Origin of the sequence: Flavobacterium rarum (SeqCode), assembly GCF_965234445.1 — a bacterium.
In the GTDB taxonomy this organism is placed as follows: domain Bacteria; phylum Bacteroidota; class Bacteroidia; order Flavobacteriales; family Flavobacteriaceae; genus Flavobacterium; species Flavobacterium rarum.
In genome coordinates this window covers 53,471-74,436 of sequence record NZ_OZ248484.1, presented here as the reverse complement: position 1 = coordinate 74,436, position 20,966 = coordinate 53,471, and the positions used below count along the sequence as shown (strand labels likewise).

Annotated in this window: 15 protein-coding genes; 5 read left to right on the top strand and 10 right to left on the bottom strand. The window is 34.4% G+C overall.

The window, feature by feature from the left end; translation table 11 throughout:
• Positions 1-30: 30 nt before the first annotated feature.
• The 4 genes from AC8GF4_RS06570 to AC8GF4_RS06555 all read right to left on the bottom strand — a co-directional run bounded on the left by AC8GF4_RS06570 (position 31) and on the right by AC8GF4_RS06555 (position 5,408).
• Positions 31-1,518 (bottom strand): Fic family protein, encoded by a 1,488-nt coding sequence (locus tag AC8GF4_RS06570; protein WP_506593450.1) that lies wholly within the window; start codon positions 1,516-1,518, stop codon positions 31-33.
• A 378-nt stretch (positions 1,519-1,896) separates the two neighbouring features.
• Positions 1,897-3,438: an acyl-CoA carboxylase subunit beta gene (locus AC8GF4_RS06565; protein ID WP_506593449.1), complete on the bottom strand. Its 1,542-nt coding sequence runs from the start codon at positions 3,436-3,438 to the stop codon at positions 1,897-1,899.
• A gap of 37 nt (positions 3,439-3,475) precedes the next feature.
• Complete coding sequence (locus tag AC8GF4_RS06560) at positions 3,476-4,915, bottom strand: acetyl-CoA carboxylase biotin carboxylase subunit (RefSeq protein WP_506593448.1); 1,440 nt, start codon at positions 4,913-4,915, stop codon at positions 3,476-3,478.
• A gap of 7 nt (positions 4,916-4,922) precedes the next feature.
• Positions 4,923-5,408 carry an acyl-CoA carboxylase biotin carboxyl carrier protein subunit gene (locus AC8GF4_RS06555; RefSeq protein WP_506593447.1) on the bottom strand — a complete coding sequence of 162 codons (486 nt, stop codon included), beginning with the start codon at positions 5,406-5,408 and terminating at the stop codon, positions 4,923-4,925.
• Positions 5,409-5,801: 393 nt separating this feature from the next.
• On the opposite strand from AC8GF4_RS06555, the gene AC8GF4_RS06550 reads away from it, so the two are divergent.
• Positions 5,802-7,154: an amidohydrolase gene (locus tag AC8GF4_RS06550; protein ID WP_506593446.1), complete on the top strand. Its 1,353-nt coding sequence runs from the start codon at positions 5,802-5,804 to the stop codon at positions 7,152-7,154.
• A 148-nt stretch (positions 7,155-7,302) separates the two neighbouring features.
• Here the strand turns inward: AC8GF4_RS06550 and AC8GF4_RS06545 are convergent, their stop codons facing one another.
• Genes AC8GF4_RS06545 through AC8GF4_RS06535 form a run of 3 tightly spaced genes read right to left on the bottom strand, consistent with a single transcriptional unit; the run spans position 7,303 to position 11,394 of the window.
• Positions 7,303-9,516 carry a B12-binding domain-containing radical SAM protein gene (locus tag AC8GF4_RS06545; protein WP_506593445.1) on the bottom strand — a complete coding sequence of 738 codons (2,214 nt, stop codon included), beginning with the start codon at positions 9,514-9,516 and terminating at the stop codon, positions 7,303-7,305.
• Positions 9,513-10,157 (bottom strand): hypothetical protein, encoded by a 645-nt coding sequence (locus tag AC8GF4_RS06540; RefSeq protein ID WP_506593444.1) that lies wholly within the window; start codon positions 10,155-10,157, stop codon positions 9,513-9,515. The genes AC8GF4_RS06545 and AC8GF4_RS06540 overlap by 4 nt, the downstream gene beginning before the upstream one ends.
• A 4-nt stretch (positions 10,158-10,161) precedes the next feature.
• Entirely contained in the window at positions 10,162-11,394 is a 1,233-nt protein-coding gene (locus AC8GF4_RS06535) for an AAA family ATPase (RefSeq protein WP_506593443.1), read from the bottom strand.
• 271 nt (positions 11,395-11,665) lie between these two features.
• Between AC8GF4_RS06535 and AC8GF4_RS06530 the strand changes: the two genes are divergently transcribed.
• A complete protein-coding gene (locus tag AC8GF4_RS06530) occupies positions 11,666-12,295 on the top strand; it encodes a hypothetical protein (RefSeq protein ID WP_506593442.1) in 630 nt (209 codons plus the stop codon).
• Positions 12,296-12,464: 169 nt separating this feature from the next.
• Here AC8GF4_RS06530 and AC8GF4_RS06525 read toward each other — a convergent pair whose 3' ends face one another.
• The 3 genes from AC8GF4_RS06525 to AC8GF4_RS06515 all read right to left on the bottom strand — a co-directional run bounded on the left by AC8GF4_RS06525 (position 12,465) and on the right by AC8GF4_RS06515 (position 15,012).
• A complete protein-coding gene (locus tag AC8GF4_RS06525; protein ID WP_506593441.1) occupies positions 12,465-13,841 on the bottom strand; it encodes an alpha/beta hydrolase family protein in 1,377 nt (458 codons plus the stop codon).
• A 257-nt stretch (positions 13,842-14,098) separates the two neighbouring features.
• Positions 14,099-14,752, bottom strand: coding sequence for an SdpI family protein (locus tag AC8GF4_RS06520; protein ID WP_506593440.1), 654 nt, complete (start codon positions 14,750-14,752; stop codon positions 14,099-14,101).
• 5 nt (positions 14,753-14,757) lie between these two features.
• Positions 14,758-15,012 carry an autorepressor SdpR family transcription factor gene (locus AC8GF4_RS06515; protein ID WP_506593470.1) on the bottom strand — a complete coding sequence of 85 codons (255 nt, stop codon included), beginning with the start codon at positions 15,010-15,012 and terminating at the stop codon, positions 14,758-14,760.
• A gap of 202 nt (positions 15,013-15,214) precedes the next feature.
• Between AC8GF4_RS06515 and AC8GF4_RS06510 the strand changes: the two genes are divergently transcribed.
• The 3 genes from AC8GF4_RS06510 to AC8GF4_RS06500 all read left to right on the top strand — a co-directional run bounded on the left by AC8GF4_RS06510 (position 15,215) and on the right by AC8GF4_RS06500 (position 20,957).
• Positions 15,215-15,871, top strand: coding sequence for an RNA polymerase sigma factor (locus AC8GF4_RS06510; RefSeq protein ID WP_506593439.1), 657 nt, complete (start codon positions 15,215-15,217; stop codon positions 15,869-15,871).
• A gap of 89 nt (positions 15,872-15,960) precedes the next feature.
• Positions 15,961-17,076, top strand: coding sequence for a FecR family protein (locus tag AC8GF4_RS06505; RefSeq protein WP_506593438.1), 1,116 nt, complete (start codon positions 15,961-15,963; stop codon positions 17,074-17,076).
• 155 nt (positions 17,077-17,231) lie between these two features.
• Positions 17,232-20,957 (top strand): SusC/RagA family TonB-linked outer membrane protein, encoded by a 3,726-nt coding sequence (locus AC8GF4_RS06500; RefSeq protein ID WP_506593437.1) that lies wholly within the window; start codon positions 17,232-17,234, stop codon positions 20,955-20,957.
• The last annotated feature ends 9 nt before the right edge of the window (positions 20,958-20,966 follow it).

The following is a 20,966-nucleotide window of genomic DNA, read 5'->3' as shown; positions in this document are numbered from 1 at the left end:
ACCCTTTAATAGACTCAAAAAATGGGATAATTAAATTTCAAAAATAGTCAGATATTCTTTCTCCATCAATTCAATTTCTGCATCGGTTAGTTTTTCAAAATCTTTTCTTCTCCTTTTTGGGAATATGCCTTTATTTTGATGAAGAAAAAGGATCATTCTGTTAATTTCAGTATCAGGCATATCGACAATTTCTTGTATAGACAGCCTCAATTCATCGTATCTCATAATAAATTCAAGCTCATTCGGAATATCTGTCATAACGGTTTCTTGAATCGTTTTACCCAAGAAAGAAGTTTGTACTGTCAAATCAGGAAAGCGGTAATAACTTTCTATTTCCTCCAAATTTAAAACATGAATGTTTCCCTTGTCATCTTTTTCGTAATCTATTGTTTGCATTAATACTTTAGAAAAATCTTCTAACACTGCATCATATTCTTTGAGATTATTCAATATATGTGCTGAAACAGGAATAATTAAACCATCTTGAACCACTTTATCCCGAACCAAAGTATCATGAATTAAAAATCGATGCAATCGTCCATTTCCGTCTTCAAAAGGGTGAATAAAAACAAACCCAAATGACAAAGTGCTGGCTCGAACTAATGCTGATGCAGTTCCCGTTTTTAAAGCAACTCCTTTTAAACCTTGCATCAACGAGTGTACAAGTTCTGGTGGCGGGCATATATAATGCAGCACTTCTGAATAATTGGGAAGTGATTGTCCAACATAATTCTGAAAATCGCGATACTGTTTTACGGCAAATCTGGGATCCACAATTTCATTTTGCAAAAGTGTCAAATTACCCTCATCATACATTGTCTCCCCAGCTACTGTCCCCGCTTTCATCAGTAAGGAAACAAAGCGTTCTATACGTTTTGGCGAAGGTTTTTCATGCTCAATTTCATAAGATGATTTTGTTTCTTTTCCGTACAAATAATTGGTCGCCCTATGAAATATATCCAACGGATACTCTTTTTTTAATTGCAGTATTTGAGCCGAAATATCAATACTTTGAAAAGTTTCTATTTCGGCTGTTTTTCTAACGATTGGACAAAACTCTGAAGTTCCCAGTAAGTTATCGTTGATTTTCCATTTAGAATTCTTAACCGTTTTACCAACGATATATTTTTTTTCGTCTAATAAATCAACATAATTCCCAGAAATAACAAAGTCTAAATCAAGTGATTTATTCATAAGAAACTCAAATAGGAAGCCAATTTTTCGACTATATATACCTGTTGGAGCGCTCATTATATAATTAAGTATTTTCTTTTCAGAAATGCAATTAAAAACCGATTTTAGTAAATGCAGATTGAAATAATCAAATTTTAAACCAAAAACAATATGATTCACTGGATTATTCTCTACTGCATACTTTAATCCAAACACACGCAAAACAACTCCCTTAGAAGTAATTTCCATTTTTTCGTTATCTCCTATATACGATTGACTTTTTAGCGAAAGTCTATGCAATTGATAATGATTTTTGAGCCAATAAAATCCTGCACTTTGTTCCATTGATTGATATGCTTTTACGGTAAAACAATTATATCATACAGTAAAAATACTAAATTTAAATCAATTTACTGTAAAATACATAATTGTTACGGTAAAAACCGTATAAATTACTTTATTTACGGTAAAATCAATATTTAAAATAAAAAGTAACATCATTCTATTGCGTTTTTACAGTAAAACGAATATTACATACGGTAAAGTCTATAAATAAACAGCTTTTTACGGTAAAATCTATACTTCTGATAGTTTCTAATGCAAAACTGAAAGTCAATAAATCAAAAAGAGGCCACAATTAATTGAAAGAGTAACTTTGAAAGAATAAGTCCAAAAAAAAACCACCCAAAATCATCAGGTGGTTTTTCATTTCTTATAAAAAATCTACAAAGGAATATTCCCGTGTTTTCTATTTGGAGTTACGCTTACTTTATTCTCCAGCATACTAAACGCTTTGATCAATTTGCGTCTGGTGTCTTGTGGTAGGATAACCTCATCTATAAATCCACGTTGTGCTGCGGTATACGGATTGGCGAATAACTCAGCATATTCAGCTTCTTTTTCTAATAGTTTTGCTTCGTGGTCTTCGGCTTCGCTAATTTCTTTTTTGAAGATAATTTCTGAGGCTCCTTTGGCACCCATAACTGCAATTTCTGCCGTAGGCCAAGCAAAATTCATATCGGCACCAATGTGTTTTGAGTTCATCACATCGTAAGCTCCTCCATAAGCTTTTCGTGTAATCACCGTAACTCTTGGCACGGTCGCCTCGCTAAAAGCATATAATAATTTAGCACCGTGTACAATGATTCCGTTCCATTCTTGGTCGGTACCTGGCAAGAAACCTGGAACGTCTTCCAACACCAGCAACGGAATATTGAAACTGTCGCAAAAACGAACAAATCTCGCGGCTTTGATAGAGCTCTTAACATCCAAACAGCCGGCTAAAAACATTGGATTGTTGGCTACAATTCCGATACTTCTTCCTCCCAAACGGGCAAAACCAACAATGATATTTTCGGCATACTCTTTATGAATTTCATAAAAAGAATCGGCATCAATAATTCCTCGAATCACTTCGTGCATATCATAGGGTTTGTTGGCACTGTCTGGAATAATCGTAGCCAATTCCATTCGTACTTCATCACCCAAAACATAAGGGACTTTTGGCGTCGTTTCTTTATTATTTTGTGGCAAATAGCTCAAAAGATTTTTGATACTGTTCAACAAAGCCACTCCGTTGGGAGCAGTTAAATGTGCCACTCCCGATTTGGAAGCGTGCGTTACGGCTCCACCTAAAGCTTCTGAAGTTACTTCCTCATTGGTTACCGTTTTCACAACATTAGGTCCTGTAACAAACATATAACTGTTTTTTTCTACCATCATAGTAAAATCGGTCATCGCTGGGGAATACACTGCACCACCCGCACAAGGTCCCATAATAGCCGAAATTTGTGGAATAACACCTGAAGATTGTACGTTGCGATAAAAGATATCAGCGTAACCTCCCAAAGAACGGACACCTTCTTGAATTCGGGCACCTCCAGAATCGTTTAATCCAATCATTGGCGCACCCACTTTGAGCGCCATATCCATCACTTTACAAATTTTCTCAGCGTGCGTTTCAGACAAAGAACCTCCAAAAACAGTAAAATCTTGGGAAAAAACATACACCAATCTACCATTAATAGTTCCGTAACCCGTAACTACACCATCACCGTAAATCAAGTCCTTCTCCATACCGAAATCGGTAGTTCTGTGGGTAACCAACATCCCAATTTCTTCAAAAGAACCTTCGTCCAACAAATACATCACACGCTCTCTTGCGGTTAGTTTCTTACTAGCGTGATGTTTATCAATTCGCGCTTGGCCACCGCCCAATTGGGCTAGTGCTATTTTTTCGTTTAATACTTTAATTTTAGATTCCATACTTTTCTGTTGTTATTAAAATGTACCTATCGCCTATTTAATTAGGCAATCGAAGCACTTTTTGGTCCTGTAAATACTGTTTCAACGCCAATTTTGCTGCAATCAATGCTTCTTTTTGGGTTTGCTCTTTTAAAATTTCAGGATTGTAATATTTTTTCACAAAATTGGTGTCAAAATCTCCAGAACGAAAGGCCTCGTGCTGCATTACAAAAGCACCAAATGGCAAGGTCGTTTGCACACCCACCACTTTATAATCCGCAATAGCTTGCTCCATACGCTGAATAGCTTCTTCACGAGTAGCTCCGTAAGTGATTAATTTGGCCAACATCGGGTCATAATAAATAGGGACATCCATTCCTTGAGCATATCCGTTATCCACTCGGACACCTTCGCCTTCGGGCAATTGGTACACTTCTAGATTACCTACACTCGGTAAAAACCCATTCAAAGTATCTTCGGCATACACACGTAATTCTACAGCGTGACCGTGAATTTTCAAATCTTCTTGTTGCAATGTAAGCGCTTCGCCTCTCGCCACACGAATTTGCATTTCGACCAAATCAACTCCAGCAATAATTTCAGTCACAGGATGCTCTACTTGCAAACGCGTATTCATTTCTAAGAAATAAAAGTTCAGCTGTTCATCCACCAAAAACTCAACCGTTCCTGCACCTAAATAATCACAAGATTTGGCTACCAATACCGCGGCTTCTCCCATCTTTTTTCGAATTTCAGGCGTGATAACCGCAGAGGGTGCTTCCTCCACTACTTTTTGATGACGACGTTGAATACTACATTCTCTTTCAAACAAGTACAACACATTGCCGTGACTATCCGCCATCACTTGAATTTCGATATGTCTTGACGACGCCACATATTTTTCAATAAAAACCGCTCCATCTCCAAAAGCAGCCACTGCCTCGCTAATAGCACGGTTCATTTGCGCTTCAAAATCGGCTTCATTATCCACCACACGCATTCCTTTACCTCCACCTCCTGCAGAGGCTTTGATTAAAATAGGGAAACCAATTGCTTTTGCAGTACGCTTAGCCTCTTCAATATCGGTAATCGCGTGGTCCACTCCAGGAACCATTGGAATATCGTATTGTAGAACGGCTTCTTTGGCGGCCAATTTACTACCCATTATATGAATGGCTTTGGATTTTGGACCAATGAAGATGATGTTGTTTTTTTCGGCTTCTTCTGCAAATTCAGCATTTTCACTCAAGAAACCATAGCCAGGATGAATGGCATCAGCTTGTACCGCTTTGGCCACTTCAATAATTTTATTTCCTAACAAATAGGACTGGTTAGATGGCGCTTCACCGATACATACGGCTTCATCTGCAAAAGCTACGTGAGGTGCATTTCGGTCTACAGTAGAATACACCGCTACTGTTTTGATTCCCATTTTTCGAGCAGTTTTCATCACGCGAATCGCGATTTCTCCTCTATTGGCAACTAGTATTTTTTCCATTTTTTTTCTATTCAAATTCTACCAACAATTGTCCTTTATCTACAGCATCGCCAACAGCTACTGCAATCGATTTGATTACTCCATTTCGTGGCGACTGAAAACTGTTTTCCATTTTCATCGCTCCCAAAATGAGTAAATTATCGTTTTCGTGAACGGTTTGTCCCACGCTGACATTGATTTCTAAAATTAAACCTGGCATAGGTGCTTTGATGGCATTTACTTTTTGTACCGTGCTGGTATCAAATCCCATTTCTTTAATCAAAAGGTCCAAAGCATCAGCAATGGCGATAGTATACACTGAATTATTCACTTCAATAGTGTATTCCTTCTTATGAAAATCAGCAGCTATAATCTGAGCTTGATACCGCTTGTTTTCACTTAAAATATGAAATTGATTGTCAGTTGTCGCAACCACATCTAGCGCATTGGCTGAGGCTGCATCGCATTCGAAATGAAAAGTATCATTTACTTTTAGTTGATAACTACTACTCATGTTTACGTTTTTAGTATTGGTAAATGTAATTAAAGAAAACGTTTTCGTAACACAGTTAAAGTAAGTTTTATACAAAAAATACTAAGTAGTATACTGTTTTAAAAGAAATAATGAAAATTGGTTTTTTTAACGATAGATTTCGAAAGAAAAATGTAAATAAATTACAAAATTAATAATCCAAAGGAGTATAAAATAGAAGGTACAAAACTACCTACTTTGTTATTATAAGTTCAACACAGAGAATTTTTAAGTAGTTCTTTTTTTGTAATTATCTAAAACAACTTACCCTTATAAGTTCCATTTTCTTTTCAATTTACTGAACTAAAATTTGCTTTGACTTTCTATATATAAAAATAATTTACTAACTTTCAACAATTTAAAACCAAAATAAACATGAAAACCATCCTTTCCACTTTTGTTTTTTGCTTTGTTTCGTATTTTTCAGCTAGTCAGACTGCGAATTCAGAAACTTCAAAAGCGACTATCAATGGCATTCCGATTACAGAATTAAAAGAACTCTGTAAAAATGACTCACAAAGATTGGAGGCTATTTTTAAAGATTTACACAGTAATCCAGAACTTCCTTTTATGGAAGTGCGAACCTCAGGAATTATTGCTAAAGAGTTAAAAGCATTAGGTTTTCAAATTACAGAAAAAGTTGGCAAAACTGGCGTTGTTGGAGTACTGAAAAACGGCAATGGACCAACGATTATGTATCGTGCTGACATGGATTGTATTGCAGTCGAAGAAGCTACCAATCTTTCATACAAAAGCATCAAAAAAGGAAAAAATGAAGAAGGCAAAGATCTACCTGTAATGCATGCTTGCGGGCATGACGCTCATGTCACTTGGATGCTAGGCATTGCCAAACAAATGGTAAAATTAAAAGACAAATGGAAAGGTACCCTTGTCCTAGTTGGACAACCCGCTGAAGAAAACGGATTTGGTGCAATAGCCATGGCAAATGAAATGTATACCAAAGGAGTCCCAGTTCCAGATTTACTTTTAGGTATGCATACTGGCCCTGCCCCAGTAGGAGTGTACTTGAACAGACCGGGTGAGCGAATGGCAGGTGCAGTACAATTAGATGTTACCTTTTTTGGAGTTGGCGGACATGGATCGACGCCCGAACAAACTAAAGATCCTATCGTGATGGCTGCTAATGCTATTCTTCAATATCAAACTATTGTTAGCAGAAACTCCCACCCTCAATTTCCAGTAGTATTAACGGTTGGCGCTGTTGAAGCAGGAATAGACAACAATGTAATCCCCAATAAAGCGTTATTGAAATTAAACCTCCGTTGGTATAGACAAGAAGACAAAGAACTTTTATTAAAAAGAATTAATGAGATAAACGAAGGTATAGCTGTTGCCAATAATCTTCCTAAGGATTTATATCCCAAAACAGTGATCAAACAAAACCTTGGTACTTTGAAAAATAATGAAGTATTGACCGCCAAAATTAATGGTGCTCTAGAAAAAATGGCTGGACCCAATAAGAATTTATCCATACCGCCAGTTATGGGATCAGAAGATGTTCAAGAATTACTAAAAGACCATCCGGAAGTACCTTACAATTACTTTATTGTTGGTATTGCTAATCATGAAGTATATGAAACGGCTATGAAAGAAGGAAAACAATTCCCTTTTTCGAATCATAATCCTGATTTCTGGGTAGACTTATCTGCTATTCCTTTTGGCACATCCCTCGGGTTAGCAGCCGTTTTAGAAGCGTTTGCCCAATAAAGAAAAATAAATTTATTAACTAAACGCACCGTAGTTGTATTTCTTTTACTTTTTAAAAAATTCTCTCCTCATTTTCGTGGTAGAAAGGAAATCGCTGTGATTGATTGTGGCAATGTATAATGGATTCACGGTGTGAAATATTCTACCGCTATAGAATCAACAATCCAAAGGAGCGTAACGTTTGCATCGGTTTTGAGTACCAAAACAGCTCAAAATCGGGTAAATGGCCTTCAAAATCAGCTTTAATTTCTTGAAAAGAATACACTTTGGATTGTGAAACCGCAATTTTTTCTAAAATAGCAACCAACCATTCGCCTTCCACTTTATTGGTTTGAACAGCAAAACTTTCTTTTTTATCGTGAAAGGTCAATTTAGCGAGTTCCCAAGAATTGCCTTTTTTGGATTTAGTAAAATATTCAACCGAAGGTTTTCCTCCCAACCAAACTACTTTGGCTGTAGGTTTTGTGGTGAAATTTTCTTCTTCTTGAAGCGCATTAAAAATAAAATCAGGGTGAATTTTGGTTTTTGGAATCTTAAAGTCAAACCATTCTTGCAGCTCAAAGTCGAAACAAATACCGTGCATAAAATTGAACAACGATTTCTTCAGTCCGAAACTAAATTTTTCGTGGTCAATACCTGTTTTGTCGCTATAATTAATGTCATTGATGGCAAAAATTCCCTTCTCTGAACCTTGCAATGGAAGGAGTTCTGGTGTAACCCCAAATTTTTCAGGATACAATCCCACTGGGCTATGAGCCGTCATCGCAAACTGGTGCCAAAATCCAGATTGCAAAACGCCTGCTTCAAACAGTTGACGCACCATTTCGAGGCTGTCCACCGTTTCTTGAACCGTTTGCGTTGGGTAGCCGTACATTAAGTAAGCGTGTACCATAACTCCCGCTTCGGTAAAATTACGAGTTACTTTGGCCACTTGCTCCACCGTTACGCCTTTGTCTATCAGTTTCAACAATCTGTCCGAAGCCACTTCGAGTCCGCCAGAAACCGCAATACAGCCCGAAGCTTTGAGCAACAGACATAAATCTTGAGTAAAACTTTTTTCGAATCGAATGTTCGTCCACCACGTCACCGCTAATTTTCTGCGAAGAATTTCGAGTGCTAATGCGCGCATTAAAGCAGGCGGAGCGGCTTCGTCTACATAATGAAAACCGGTTTCGCCTGTTTGGGCAATCATTTCTTCCATTCGGTCGCACAACAAACTCGCGGCAACGGGTTCGTACACTTTTATATAATCTAAAGAAATATCGCAAAAGGTGCATTTTCCCCAATAACAACCGTGCGCCATCGTGAGTTTATTCCAGCGTCCATCGCTCCACAATCGGTGCATTGGATTCACGATTTCGATAACCGAAATGTATTTATCCAAAAGCAAATCCGAATAATCAGGCGTACCCACTTGGGATTGTTTGTAATCGTGTTGTGTGGAATTATTTTTATAAACTACTTTTTCATCTTCTAAAAGGAAAGTTCTTTTGTATGAATTGTGATTTGGGTTTTTAATATTGGAAATTAATTCCTCAATTGGTGTTTCACCATCATCCAAAGTGATGTAATCAAAAAACTCAAAAACTCGGGGATCTGAAAGTGAACGCAATTCTGTATTCGGGAAACCGCCACCCATAGAAACCTTGATATTCGGATAATGCTTTTTTACCCATTGTGCCGAGCGAAAAGCAGAGTATAAATTTCCCGGAAACGGAACCGAAATCAAGAATAATGTCGGCTGAATCGATTCAATTCTATCTTTTAAAATCGAAAGAAGAATGTTATCTATATAGGTTGGTTCTTGTTGCAAAGCAGTATACAATTCATCAAAAGAATTCGCGCTTCTTCCCAACCTTTCCGCATATCGACTGAAACCAAAGTTTTCATCGACACATTCTACGATAAAATCGGAGATGTCTTCGAGGTACAAAGTGGCCAAATGCTTGGCTTTGTCCTGCGTTCCCATTGTTCCAAAAGCCCAATCCAGTTCTTCCAATTGTGCAAACCGTGAAGCTTCGGGCAGAAAATCTTCCTGACAGATTTGGAGTGCTAAGGTTGGATTTTTTCCCTGCAAAAAAGAAATGACGGAATCAATGGTTTTGATGTATTCGTCTTGTAAAGCAAAAATTCTCTTAGAATTATCCGAAATATCTCCAACTTCAAACTTGAAATCTGACACTTGAAACAAACTTAAAAGTCCTTCTTTCGAAAACAATTTCAAAATCACTTCTATCCCTATATCCGCCTGAACCGATTCAATGTTTTTGGTATTCAAAAACCCTTTGATATAAGCCGTTGCTGGATAAGGCGTATTCAGTTGGGTAAACGGGGGCGTGATGAGGAAAAGTTTTGGTTTCAAAGATTGTGTTTTTTGAGTAAAAGTCGAAACATTAGAGAAAAAGAGTAATCGGGTTGGGCAAAACGTCTCAAAGCTTCAATTTCGATATCATTCATAACTCTTCCATTTTCGCTAATTTGATTTTTACGAATAACTTCTAATACATCTTTAAATTGATGCAATATTGCACTTCTCAAACTATCTAATAATGGAGAATCTAATCGATATTTTTTAATAGTATTTAATGCTAATTCAGACCCATTTCGTGCTGTTACAAATTCATTCTCAAAAACAAAATGGCTTTCAAATTCTTCATCAGAATTATTAAACGGATTAAGAACATCCGAAACAGAAATGATTTTATTTGGTAACTTATTATTACATTCGGTAGAAGATAAATATAAATTATCCCAATCATAAGCTAAATCTTTCCTTTCAGAAACCTCAATATGATGGTCAATCTCTCTTGGAATTCCTTTTAACTTTTGTTCAGAATAAAAACATTTATGAAAACTAATAGCATTCAAATCAGTAATAATATCTTTATGCCCATATTTACTGTTGTCTGGTCTTGTTTTTCCTGATTCAATAAATTTATCAGTCCATTCCTTATCTTTTTGACTAAGGATATTTGGTTTTGGTAATCGTTCTAAATGCCTCATAAAACTATTTTGAAATACTTTTAATAAGCTTATCAATATCAAAATAAGAGAAATATTCAGGATTAATTGCTTTTAATTTTTCTTCTATCTCTTCTTTCTTAGCAAAATCTTTACTTTCGATAGCTAACTTTCTTTCCTTCATTAATTCTGAAATTTCAGCATTAAAAGGATTTGTATTAAAAACCTCCGATTGCAAAATTTCTTCTATTGGCTTGTTAGAATAAACATCTGTTTCATCAACAATGATAGAATGGTCTTTTTCTGATTTACACACAAAAACTTTTGAATTTTCAATTGATGAAACAATAAAAGGAGAATGTGTGGTTATAATAATTTGGAGATTTGGAAAAATATTTAAAATAGAATTCAAAAACGTTTTTTGCCATTTGGGATGTAAATGATTTTCAGCTTCATCAATTAACAATAAACCTGGTGTCAAAAGTAACTCTTCCAATTTTAAATTATTTAATTCATATACTGAATACATTTGTCCTAAAAGAGAAATCATTCTTTGAATCAAATACAAATTTCCGCTACTCAATTTATCCAACGAAACATCAAACCCATTTTGAGAAACAATTGGCATATTTGTTTTCCTTTCTACATATTTCAACTCGCCATCAAAAAGTCCAAGTTTAAATATTTTTTTAATAATTGAATATAAAAACTCACCTTCTTCTTTTTCCTTTGGATTATCACTCGATCTATAATAGTCAAAGGCGGTTATCAACTTCAATACTTCAACATTAGATTGAACACCAGTAAAAGCACCATTCAAATATCCTTTGGAATTCCAAGAAACTAAGGAATCTAATTTAAATTTTGAGTTGTCAGTTTTTGACGTCCAATAACTCGCTACCCAAATATTTCCTTCATGCCCTCCAAAACCATTAGAGACATTATAAAATGATTTAATTTCGTCAGATTTGATTTGAAATTTATTAAAATCATCTATTTCTTCACTAATTAAGGTATAGTTTGTATTATTGAAATCTAAATTTGACTTAATTTGGAAATCATTTTCATCTCTAATAATATTCCTTTGCAAACTCCCCCTATGTCCATCATTTGTTCCTAACAAAATTCCTCTTATTGCATCCAAAACAATAGTTTTCCCTGTTCCATTTTCACCTGTAATGATAATAACGGGAGGTTTTTGATTTTCATCATTAATAAATTCGAGTTCAGCCTCAAGAAAAGGACCTATATTTTTGAGGGAAAGATTTTTAATTTTCATAAAAAAAATAATTTAAGCGAATTTACTAATTAAATTTTACATCAAGAAACCCTTTGATATAAGCGGTCGTCGGATACGGAGTATTCAGTTGGATAAACGGGGGCGTGATGACTCAACCTTTTTGTTTCAAGGGTGAGATTGTTTTAGTGCAAAAGTAATCTATTTTAGAATTTGAAAAAGAAATACACCATAGATACCTGTATTTTTTTAATTTTGAAATATTATTATTACTTTTAAAATTTAAAATTGAGTTAATCGAAATATAATAAGAATGACATTTACAAAAGAATTTAAAGAAGCAATTAAAAATTTACCAAGTGCTGAAAAAGATAAACTAATTTTTAGATTGTTAAAACACGACTTGGATTTAGCCAACCGATTACTCTTTGAGTTGGTAAGTACCGAGAGTGTTGAAGACCGAAGAAATAAAATGCAAGATGAAGTTACAAAAGAAATCAAAAGAACGAGTAAACGCTTTTTTTCTTTTGGTTACATTTTGATGGATATGCGTTATTTGAGTGGAAGTATTACAGAACACGTTAGGATTACTAAAGATAAATACGGCGAAATAAGCCTGAATTTGCAAATGCTAAATGAAGCCCTAGCCTTAAACAAGTTGCATCTACTAAATTCAAAACCTAAAGACGCTTATACTTTTTGCATTTATGTAATTGCGCGCACTTTTAAAATCATGATACTTATCAATGCTCTCCATGAAGATTACTTTATGGAATTTAGAAATGATTTAGAAAAATTAGGAAATCATATTTCCGAAACTCCACTACTGATGAGAACAGCTGTAAACAACGGACTAGACGTAAACTGGATTTTACAATGTGAAATACCAGAAAACATTCTTGTCATCCATAAAGAAATAAGAGCCAATGGGTTTTTAAAATAACCATTTGACAAATTATTTTACTTCTACAAAAATTTATCAATTAGATTATTGGTTTGTAGTTACCCGAAAAAACGGAAAAGAATACAAAGGTCATTTTAGCTTGAAAAGATAAAAAATAGCACAAAAAAAGCCCAATAAAATGGGCTTTTTACATACAATATAATTTCTATTACTTTACTTGTACCAAAATCCATTTGGAAATTTCCTCTAATGCAATTGAAGAGAATGTTTGCTCGATAGTTTCATATTCGTCCATTAAACCCGTTTTGCATTCTTGAAAGAGATGATTCAAATTTGGTAATACTTTGGTGGTTACTTTTTTATTTCCGCCTTTGGCCAATGCGTTTTTAATCGCAGGAATATTTACATCAGCGGGAACTTGTAAATCGTTAGTGCCATTTAATACCAAAACTGGACATTTTACTTTTTCTAAAGCCGATGAAGGATCAAATTTTAGAAAATAAAACATCCAAGAACTTGTGATTTGTGACGTTACTCCACTTAGTTGTTGCTCGTTCATTTTGTCTCCAAATTGCACTTTGAAATAACTGTTTATTTTAGTTTTAAGATTAGCATCATTTTCTGGGGAAGTCAAAATCATTTCATAAGCGCCCTTGAAAATTTCTTGCCCTCTTTGAATTTCATTTTCAGGAACTCCCATTTGGCGTTCTATCTTTTCTTTTTGCAAAAGCATTAATCGATCCCCGCGAATTCCAGTTCCTGCCAACAATACAATGAAATCTATATCTTTTGAATTCCCTACAACCATAGGCGCAATTACTCCACCTTCGCTATGGCCAATTAATCCGATCTTGTTCTTATCGATTTCTTTTCGTGTTCGCAAAAAATCGATTCCTGCTTGAACATCTTTGGCAAAATCGGGAGTGGTTGCTGTTTTATAATCACCTGTTGATTTGGCAACTCCTCTATCATCAAATCGCAATACTGCAATTCCTTTTTTAGTCAAATAATCAGCTAAAACCAGAAAAGGTTTGTGACCAAATAATTCTTCATCTCTGTTTTGAGGACCGCTACCGCTTATCAAAATTACAGCAGGAAAATGACCTTCTTTTTGGGGTAAACTCAAAGTCCCTGCCAAAACATTTTTATCCGTTTTGCTTTCAAATGTTATTTCTTCGGTATAATACGAATACGGTTTTTGAGGTTCTTGTGGTCTTAGAACTGCATTTTTTTCTATACTACCTTTTGACATATTCATTGCAAAAGACTGGCCTCCTTGTGAAAAGCTTCCCACTATTGTATTGTCACTGTTTAAAGTTCCATCGTAACTAATCGTAGCAGTGGGTATTTGCAATTTCAAAACGGAATTCTCAAAATGGGTTGTTGTTACTGGAATTCCTTTTGCGCCTTGATCTGGACTATCCATAGTCGTGGTGTATCCATTTTCGGTTTTTGAGATGTTAAAAACCACTCTTAATTGTCCTCCTGGAACTTTTAGAATGCCATTCCATTGCCCGGTAATTTCTTGGCCGAACGCATTAAAAATTACTAAAAATGCTATTGTAAAAAATGCTGTTTTCTTCATATTTTATCTGATTAAATATTGATTAACATTAAATTAAAAACTGAATTTAATATTGCTGTTTTTCTGTTTTTGGATAATGGCAAAAAGGTAAAATATTTCCTTTTAGTCCCGATGGAAGGGAAAATCCTTTTGTAGCGACGGGTTTGAAACCCGTCGCTACAAAAGATTGGAACCCAGATAGCTATCGGGGGCGGGTACTTTGTCTCCTAAAAAAAACCCAATCTTTCCACTCCAAATTAATAATCGACCTTTTTTTATTATCCTTTTTTCTCTATCTCCTTGAACTTGATGTAAGAATACACCATTGGGACGATTGCTAAAACAAAAACAAGAGCAATAAAAACGATAGAAAAAGTTCCACTAGGAAACAGCAATGCGCCTAAAACCATTACTAACCCGCCAATAACCCAAAGTTTACTGGCAAAAACATGGGTAATTTTCCAAACTTCTTTGTTCTCTAATGTCCAAGGGGTACGAATGCCGATAAAATAATTGGGTTGAATCACTTTGAAATAATTCCCCAATACGGTAAAAAGAATACCGATTATGGCATAAATCATATTGGGGCTAGAAAAGGACTGATTCTTTGAGATATAAAGTATAAATAATGCTAATATTGACATAAATAAAACGAGGATAAACTTCAATTGGTAATACTTTCCTCCCATAAGTGCTATTCTTTTTTTAGGGTCGATTTTTGGGGCAACAAGCATAATTATATAAACAAAAACAGGTAACATAAAGAGCAATCCAATCAGGGAAAATTTGTCTCCCCAATGATCAACCTCACCTTTGTAATTCCAATGCGTAGGCACTTTTTCGGGTAAGGAATTCCAGATAAAAGCCAAATAGACAAAAGGCATTAACACAATTGCGATGATAGGTAATTCTTTTTTAAAAGTTGAAGTCATAGTTATTATTTTTTAAAAGTTAAGATCCATTGCAACACATCTTCCATAATGGTGGTGTTGATGGAATAGAAAATAAATTGTCCCGATTTTTCGGAAGTGATCAAATCGGCACGTTTCAAAATATCCAAATGATGAGAAATACTTGGCTTAGACATATTAAACTGATCGGCTATTTCACCGGCAGACCTATCTTTTGTTTTCAAAAGCTCTAATATTTCCCTTCGCGTGGCATCATTTAATGCTTTAAATATGTCGTTCATCATTTAAAGTATTTATATATTTAGACAAATGTCTAAATATATAATTGATTTTCAAAATAATATTTATATTATTTTTCTTTCTATAAGAAAATTTATCTTTTCTTTTAAAACACTACGTTTCGTCATGTTTTTAACACAAACAAGCAGTTAAATTGACAAAAAATAACAATTTAAACACATTTATTTAAAAAAAAATACGTTATTGCAAAAAATTATACCAATTCAAATAAACCAACAAATACCCTTACTTTTGAATAGCCAAATCCAAAACATAAAAAATACTGAAGATTCTACGCTTTGGTCCAGTTTGAAAGCGGGTGATGAAAAATCATTCTCAATACTTTTCGAAAAATATTATTCGGATTTAATTCGCTACGGAAATTCATTTTCTCCTTTTAAAGAAAAAGTACAAGATTGCGTACAAGATGTATTTGCAGATGTTTGGATTTACAGACAATCACTAAGTAATTCGGTCGTAGTAAAAGCTTATTTGTTATCCTGTGTACGCAAGAGAATTGCACGCTTACAGGAACGTGATTATATTTTCATGAAGACATCGACTACGGATTCTATTGAATTTTTATTTGATTTTTCAATAGAACATCAACTTATCTCAGATGAAGAGTCAGCACTAAAAGTGGCACATCTAAATTCTTTTTTGAACAACTTACCCGCCAGACAAAAAGAAGCACTCTATCTTCGATACCATCAAGGACTTACCGTGGAACAAATTGCCGAATTGCTTCAGATCAATTATCAATCAGCGAATAACTTATTACATCGAGCATTACTTCAACTTCGAAGAGAATGGAAAGGCAATCTCTCCCTAATCTTGTTATTATCTTCAACCACTTTTTAATTGTTTTTTATTTAATTTAAAAATAATACTAATTTAATGAGTATCTAATAAAGAAACTGTCCTCTATGTTCTTGTAAGCTAATTTTTTTATGCAAGAACGTAATAATTATACAGAAATAGAAGATTTTTTGGCCGATGCCTCATTCCAGTTATGGGTGCGATCAAAAATAGATAATCAAGGTTGGGAAGAATGGACTTTGGAAAATCCTGATCGTGCCAAACTAGTCGAAATTTCCAGATTATGGCTATTGGCGATGTCCGTACACCATGAGGAAATCCCAACTGAAGTTATCCAAGGCGGATTAGTATCCACTTGGGAAAAAATCAATAAAAAAGAAAAATCATCGGCTGAAGCAAAAAGATCCATTATACAATTATGGCAAAAAAATTGGATGAAAGGGGTTGCTGCTGTATTCCTATTTGGTTTTTTATCCAATTGGTTTTACAATAATCATTTCATTTCAAACGATACAGAATCTACTTACAACGAAATCATAAAGGACGACTACACTGGTCTTGTGGAGCAAACAAATAATTCATACAAACCACAAATAATCACATTGTCTGATGGAAGTTCTGTTCTGCTAAAACCAAATAGCAAGCTGAGTTACCCAAAAATATTTACCGGAAACACAAGAAAAGTATATCTTTCTGGAGAAGCTTTTTTTGAAATTAGCAAAAATCCAAAAAAACCTTTTTTTGTATATGCTAATGAAATTGTAACCAAAGTTGTTGGAACGAGTTTTAGAATAAAAGCATACGCCGATTTACCAAACGTTGAAGTAATTGTTCGAACCGGCAAGGTTAGAGTTAGGCCTAATCCGTCCATCACAAATTCAAAAGAAAAAGAAATCATATTACTGCCCAATCAGGCACTTCGGTTTACAAGACAAAATCAAACCTTCAATAAAATTACTGATATTACTCAAGATGAATCTTTTGATCATACCCAAGGAAATATTGAACAATTAAGTTTTGAATTCACAGACATTCCGGTCGCACAGATATTCAAGACTATTGAACAAGCTTATTTGGTAAATATTGATTTTCCTTTGGATAAATTAAAAAATTGCCACCTAACTACCTCATTAAGTGATCAACCATTACCTGAAAAATTAAAAATTATTTGTAAAAGCATTAGCAACAATACCAATTATGAAATGAATGGAAATCAAATTATAATTACTTCAAATGGCTGTAATTAATTCTAAATTCTCTATGTAAAAAATAAAAAAAGCGTCGAATATGCTGTAACATACCCGACGCTGTAATAAAATCAAATTGCACTCTGTAAAGTGAAATTTGTAGTGTTTCTTAAAATACCCTTTAATTAAATATTCATTAAAACAAAACCAAAATTATGAAAAAACCTGTTGTAAAACAACGATTACTCTTTCGAATCATGAAAATAACATTATTCCAGCTGGTCTTAGCATTTGTCTTTTCGACTGTTACAATGGCTAACAGTGCGAATGGTCAAAAAAAATTAGACACGAAGGTAACTATTGTAGTCACCAATTTATCTTTGGATGATGCGTTGACTAAACTTCAAAAATCTGCTCATGTAAAATTTTCTTATAATTCAAGAATATCTCAACTCAATCAAAAAGTAAATATTATTGCAAAAGACAAAATACTTTCAAGTGTCTTAAACGATATACTTTTACCATTAAACATCAGTTACTCTGAAATAAGTAATCAGATTGTGCTGCAAACCATACCTGCTAAAGAATCTACAAATTTCAACCTTTTTGAATCCTTAAATTCTAATTTAATTGCGTCTATCATTGTTAAAGGTAAAGTAATCGACAATGGTGGAAATCCTCTACCAGGAGCATCAGTACTAGTTAAAGGTACTAATGTTGCAACATTAACCGATTTCGACGGAACTTTTTCTATAGAAGTACCTTCTGGAAGTACGAAAATAGTAGTTAGCTATATTGGTATGAAAACGAAAGAGGTTGATGTTACTAAAGATTTTATCACTATCGTTTTGTCTGAAGTAGGACAAAGTCTTAATGAAGTTATCATTACTACTGGATATGAAAAAACATCAAAAAGAACTTTTACTGGGGCTGTAAGTAAAATTACCGATAAAGAACTCAAAGTAGATGGTGTAGTTGATGTTAGCCGAATGATTGAAGGTAAAGCCGCCGGGGTAACTGTACAAAATGTCACCGGTACTTTTGGTACTGCACCAAAAATTACAGTGCGTGGATCCTCGTCAATTTTCGGAGACACAAAACCGCTATGGGTTATTGATGGTGTTGTACAAGAAGACATTATTAATCTTTCATTTGCTGATTTAGCTTCAGGAAACTCAGAAACTTTATTAAGTTCATCAATTGCGGGTTTAAACGCAAACGATATTCAGAGCATAGAAATCCTTAAAGATGCATCAGCTACTTCAATATATGGTTCCAGGTCGTTAAACGGTGTTGTTGTCGTTACTACCAAACAAGGTAGAAGAGACTCACCATTAAAAATTACATACTCATTGGAGCAATCCCTTCGAACTGTTCCTAATTATGGACAATATGACATTTTAAATTCTCAAGAGTCGATGAGCATTTTTAAAGAAATGGAAGCCAAAGGGTATTTGGATTTACCATCAACGGTAAATGGTAGATATGGAGGCGCATACAATATTTTAGGAAGAGCAATTAATACGTATGTTCCAGAAACAGGTGGTTATTTAGTCAATAATGACCCTGTAAGTCGTAATAATTTCCTAAAAAAGTATGAATTAGCCAATACTGATTGGTTTAATATACTCTTTAGACCTTCAATCACTCAAAATCATTCTTTGAGTTTTGCTGGAGGAGGTAAAAACAACACTTTTTATGCTTCGCTAGGTTTTTACAATGATCCAGGATGGACTATTGCTGATAAAGTAAACCAATTATCATCCAACATAAAAGGAACGTTCTTTGTAAACGATAAATTAAATATAACTTTATCTACTTTAGCGTCAGTTCGTAATCAAGAAGCTCCTGGAAGTTATGAAAGCGAAAAAGATGAAGTTTTTGGTAAAGTAACCCGAGATTTTGACATCAATCCATTTAATTATGTTTTGAATACCAACAGAACTTTAAGACCTTATGATGAGAATGGGAACTTAGAATATTATAGAAACAACTGGGCTTCTATGAATATCCTAAATGAATTAAAAAATAATTATATGGAAATTGAGGTTAAGGACATTCGTTTTCAACTCGATTTAGATTATAAAATTAATTCCAAACTAACTTACAGTCTAACAGGATCCGGACGTTATGCAAATACAAGCCGTGAGCATAAAATACTAGAAAATTCAAATGTTGTAGGCGCATACAAAGCTGGAACTCCTGATGGTGAAGATGGTGTTAACACATTGGTTAGGGATGAAAATATCTTTTTATATCAAGACCCTAATGACTTAACAGCTCCTAAAGTTTCGGTTTTACCTAATGGTGGTTTCTTGAGAAAATTTACAAATGATCTGACTTCATATAATCTTAGAAACAGCATTACTTATAGAAATAACTTTAAAGACAAACACGAATTAGAAGGTTTCTTCGGTACTGAGATGCGTGTTGTAGATCGAAGTAGTGATAATTTTACAGCAGCTGGACTTCAGTATGATCGCGGTCTTACTGCTTTTACTGACCCAAGAATTATCGAAAAAATACTTAACGGAGGTGATTCTTACTATGGATTTAATGTAGAAAAAGAAAGAACGGTAGGTTTCTTTGGTAAAGTAGGATACACTTACGATCGTCGCTATACCGCTTCTTTGACAGGTCGATATGATGGGTCAAATAGACAAGGAGATAGCGGTTCTTCGAGATGGTTACCTACTTATACTTTTAGTGGAAAATGGAATCTTTCTGAAGAAAACTTCATGAAGAATATTGAATCTGTAAACAATCTAAGTCTTAGAGGTTCTTATGGACTAACTGCAACAGCTGGCCCCGCAACAAACTCATTGGCAATTTACAAAAGTTTTATTACGGATCGTTTTAATATAGATGATAGAGAATCAGGAATCCAAATTGAGGAATTACAAAATGGAGGATTGACTTGGGAGAAACAATTTGAGACAAATATAGGTTTTGATTTAGCTATGTTTAATAACAGAATACAATTTACAACAGATGTTTACAGCAGAAAAGCATTTGATTTGGTAGATTATGTAATTACCTCTGGAATTGGAGGACAAAGAATAAAACAAGGTAACAATGCAAATATGGAAACCAAAGGACTTGAAGTTGGTTTCTCAACTAAAAACATTAATACTAAAGATTTTAAATGGTCAACAACCTTAAACTTTTCAATTTTCAATCAAGAGATTACAAAATTAGAAAATAAACCTACAGCATTCGATTTGATCGATGGTAATGGAGGCAATACAGTTGGACACCCGAGAAATGCAATTTATTCGTACCAATTTACAGGATTAAACAATCAAGGTTTACCAACTTTTATTATGCCTGAAGGGGAAATCGATAACATAACAGGAGCTAATTTTCAGGACAATCAAGATGTTACTAAGTATTTAAAATACGAAGGTTCCATTGAACCAAATAAATCAATTGGTTTAGCAAATACTTTTACCTATAAAAATTGGTCTTTATACGTATTTTTCGTAGGATCTGGTGGAAACAAAGTACGCCTAAATCCAGTTTATGATAGTACTTATGATGATTTAACTGTTTTTACTAAAGAATTTACGAACCGCTGGATTAACCCTGGTGACGAAAATTATACAAACGTTCCTGTTATTGCAGACCAACAACTGAATTCAAATTACGGAGGATCAAGAACTCTGGCAAAAGCTTATAACACTTACAACTATTCAGATGTTCGAATTGCTGATGGTGATTTTGTACGATTAAAAAACATATCATTGAGTTGGGAATTTCCAAAAGATTTGAAGAAAAAATTAGGACTTAGTGTCTTTACTTTAAGAGGTTCTTCTGTTAATCCTTGGTTAATTTATTCTGACAAAAATTTAAATGGCCAAGATCCTGAATTTCGTAATACTGGAGGTGTTGCGATGCCAGTTACCACTCAATATACTTTTGCTATCAACCTTTCATTTTAACATTATAAA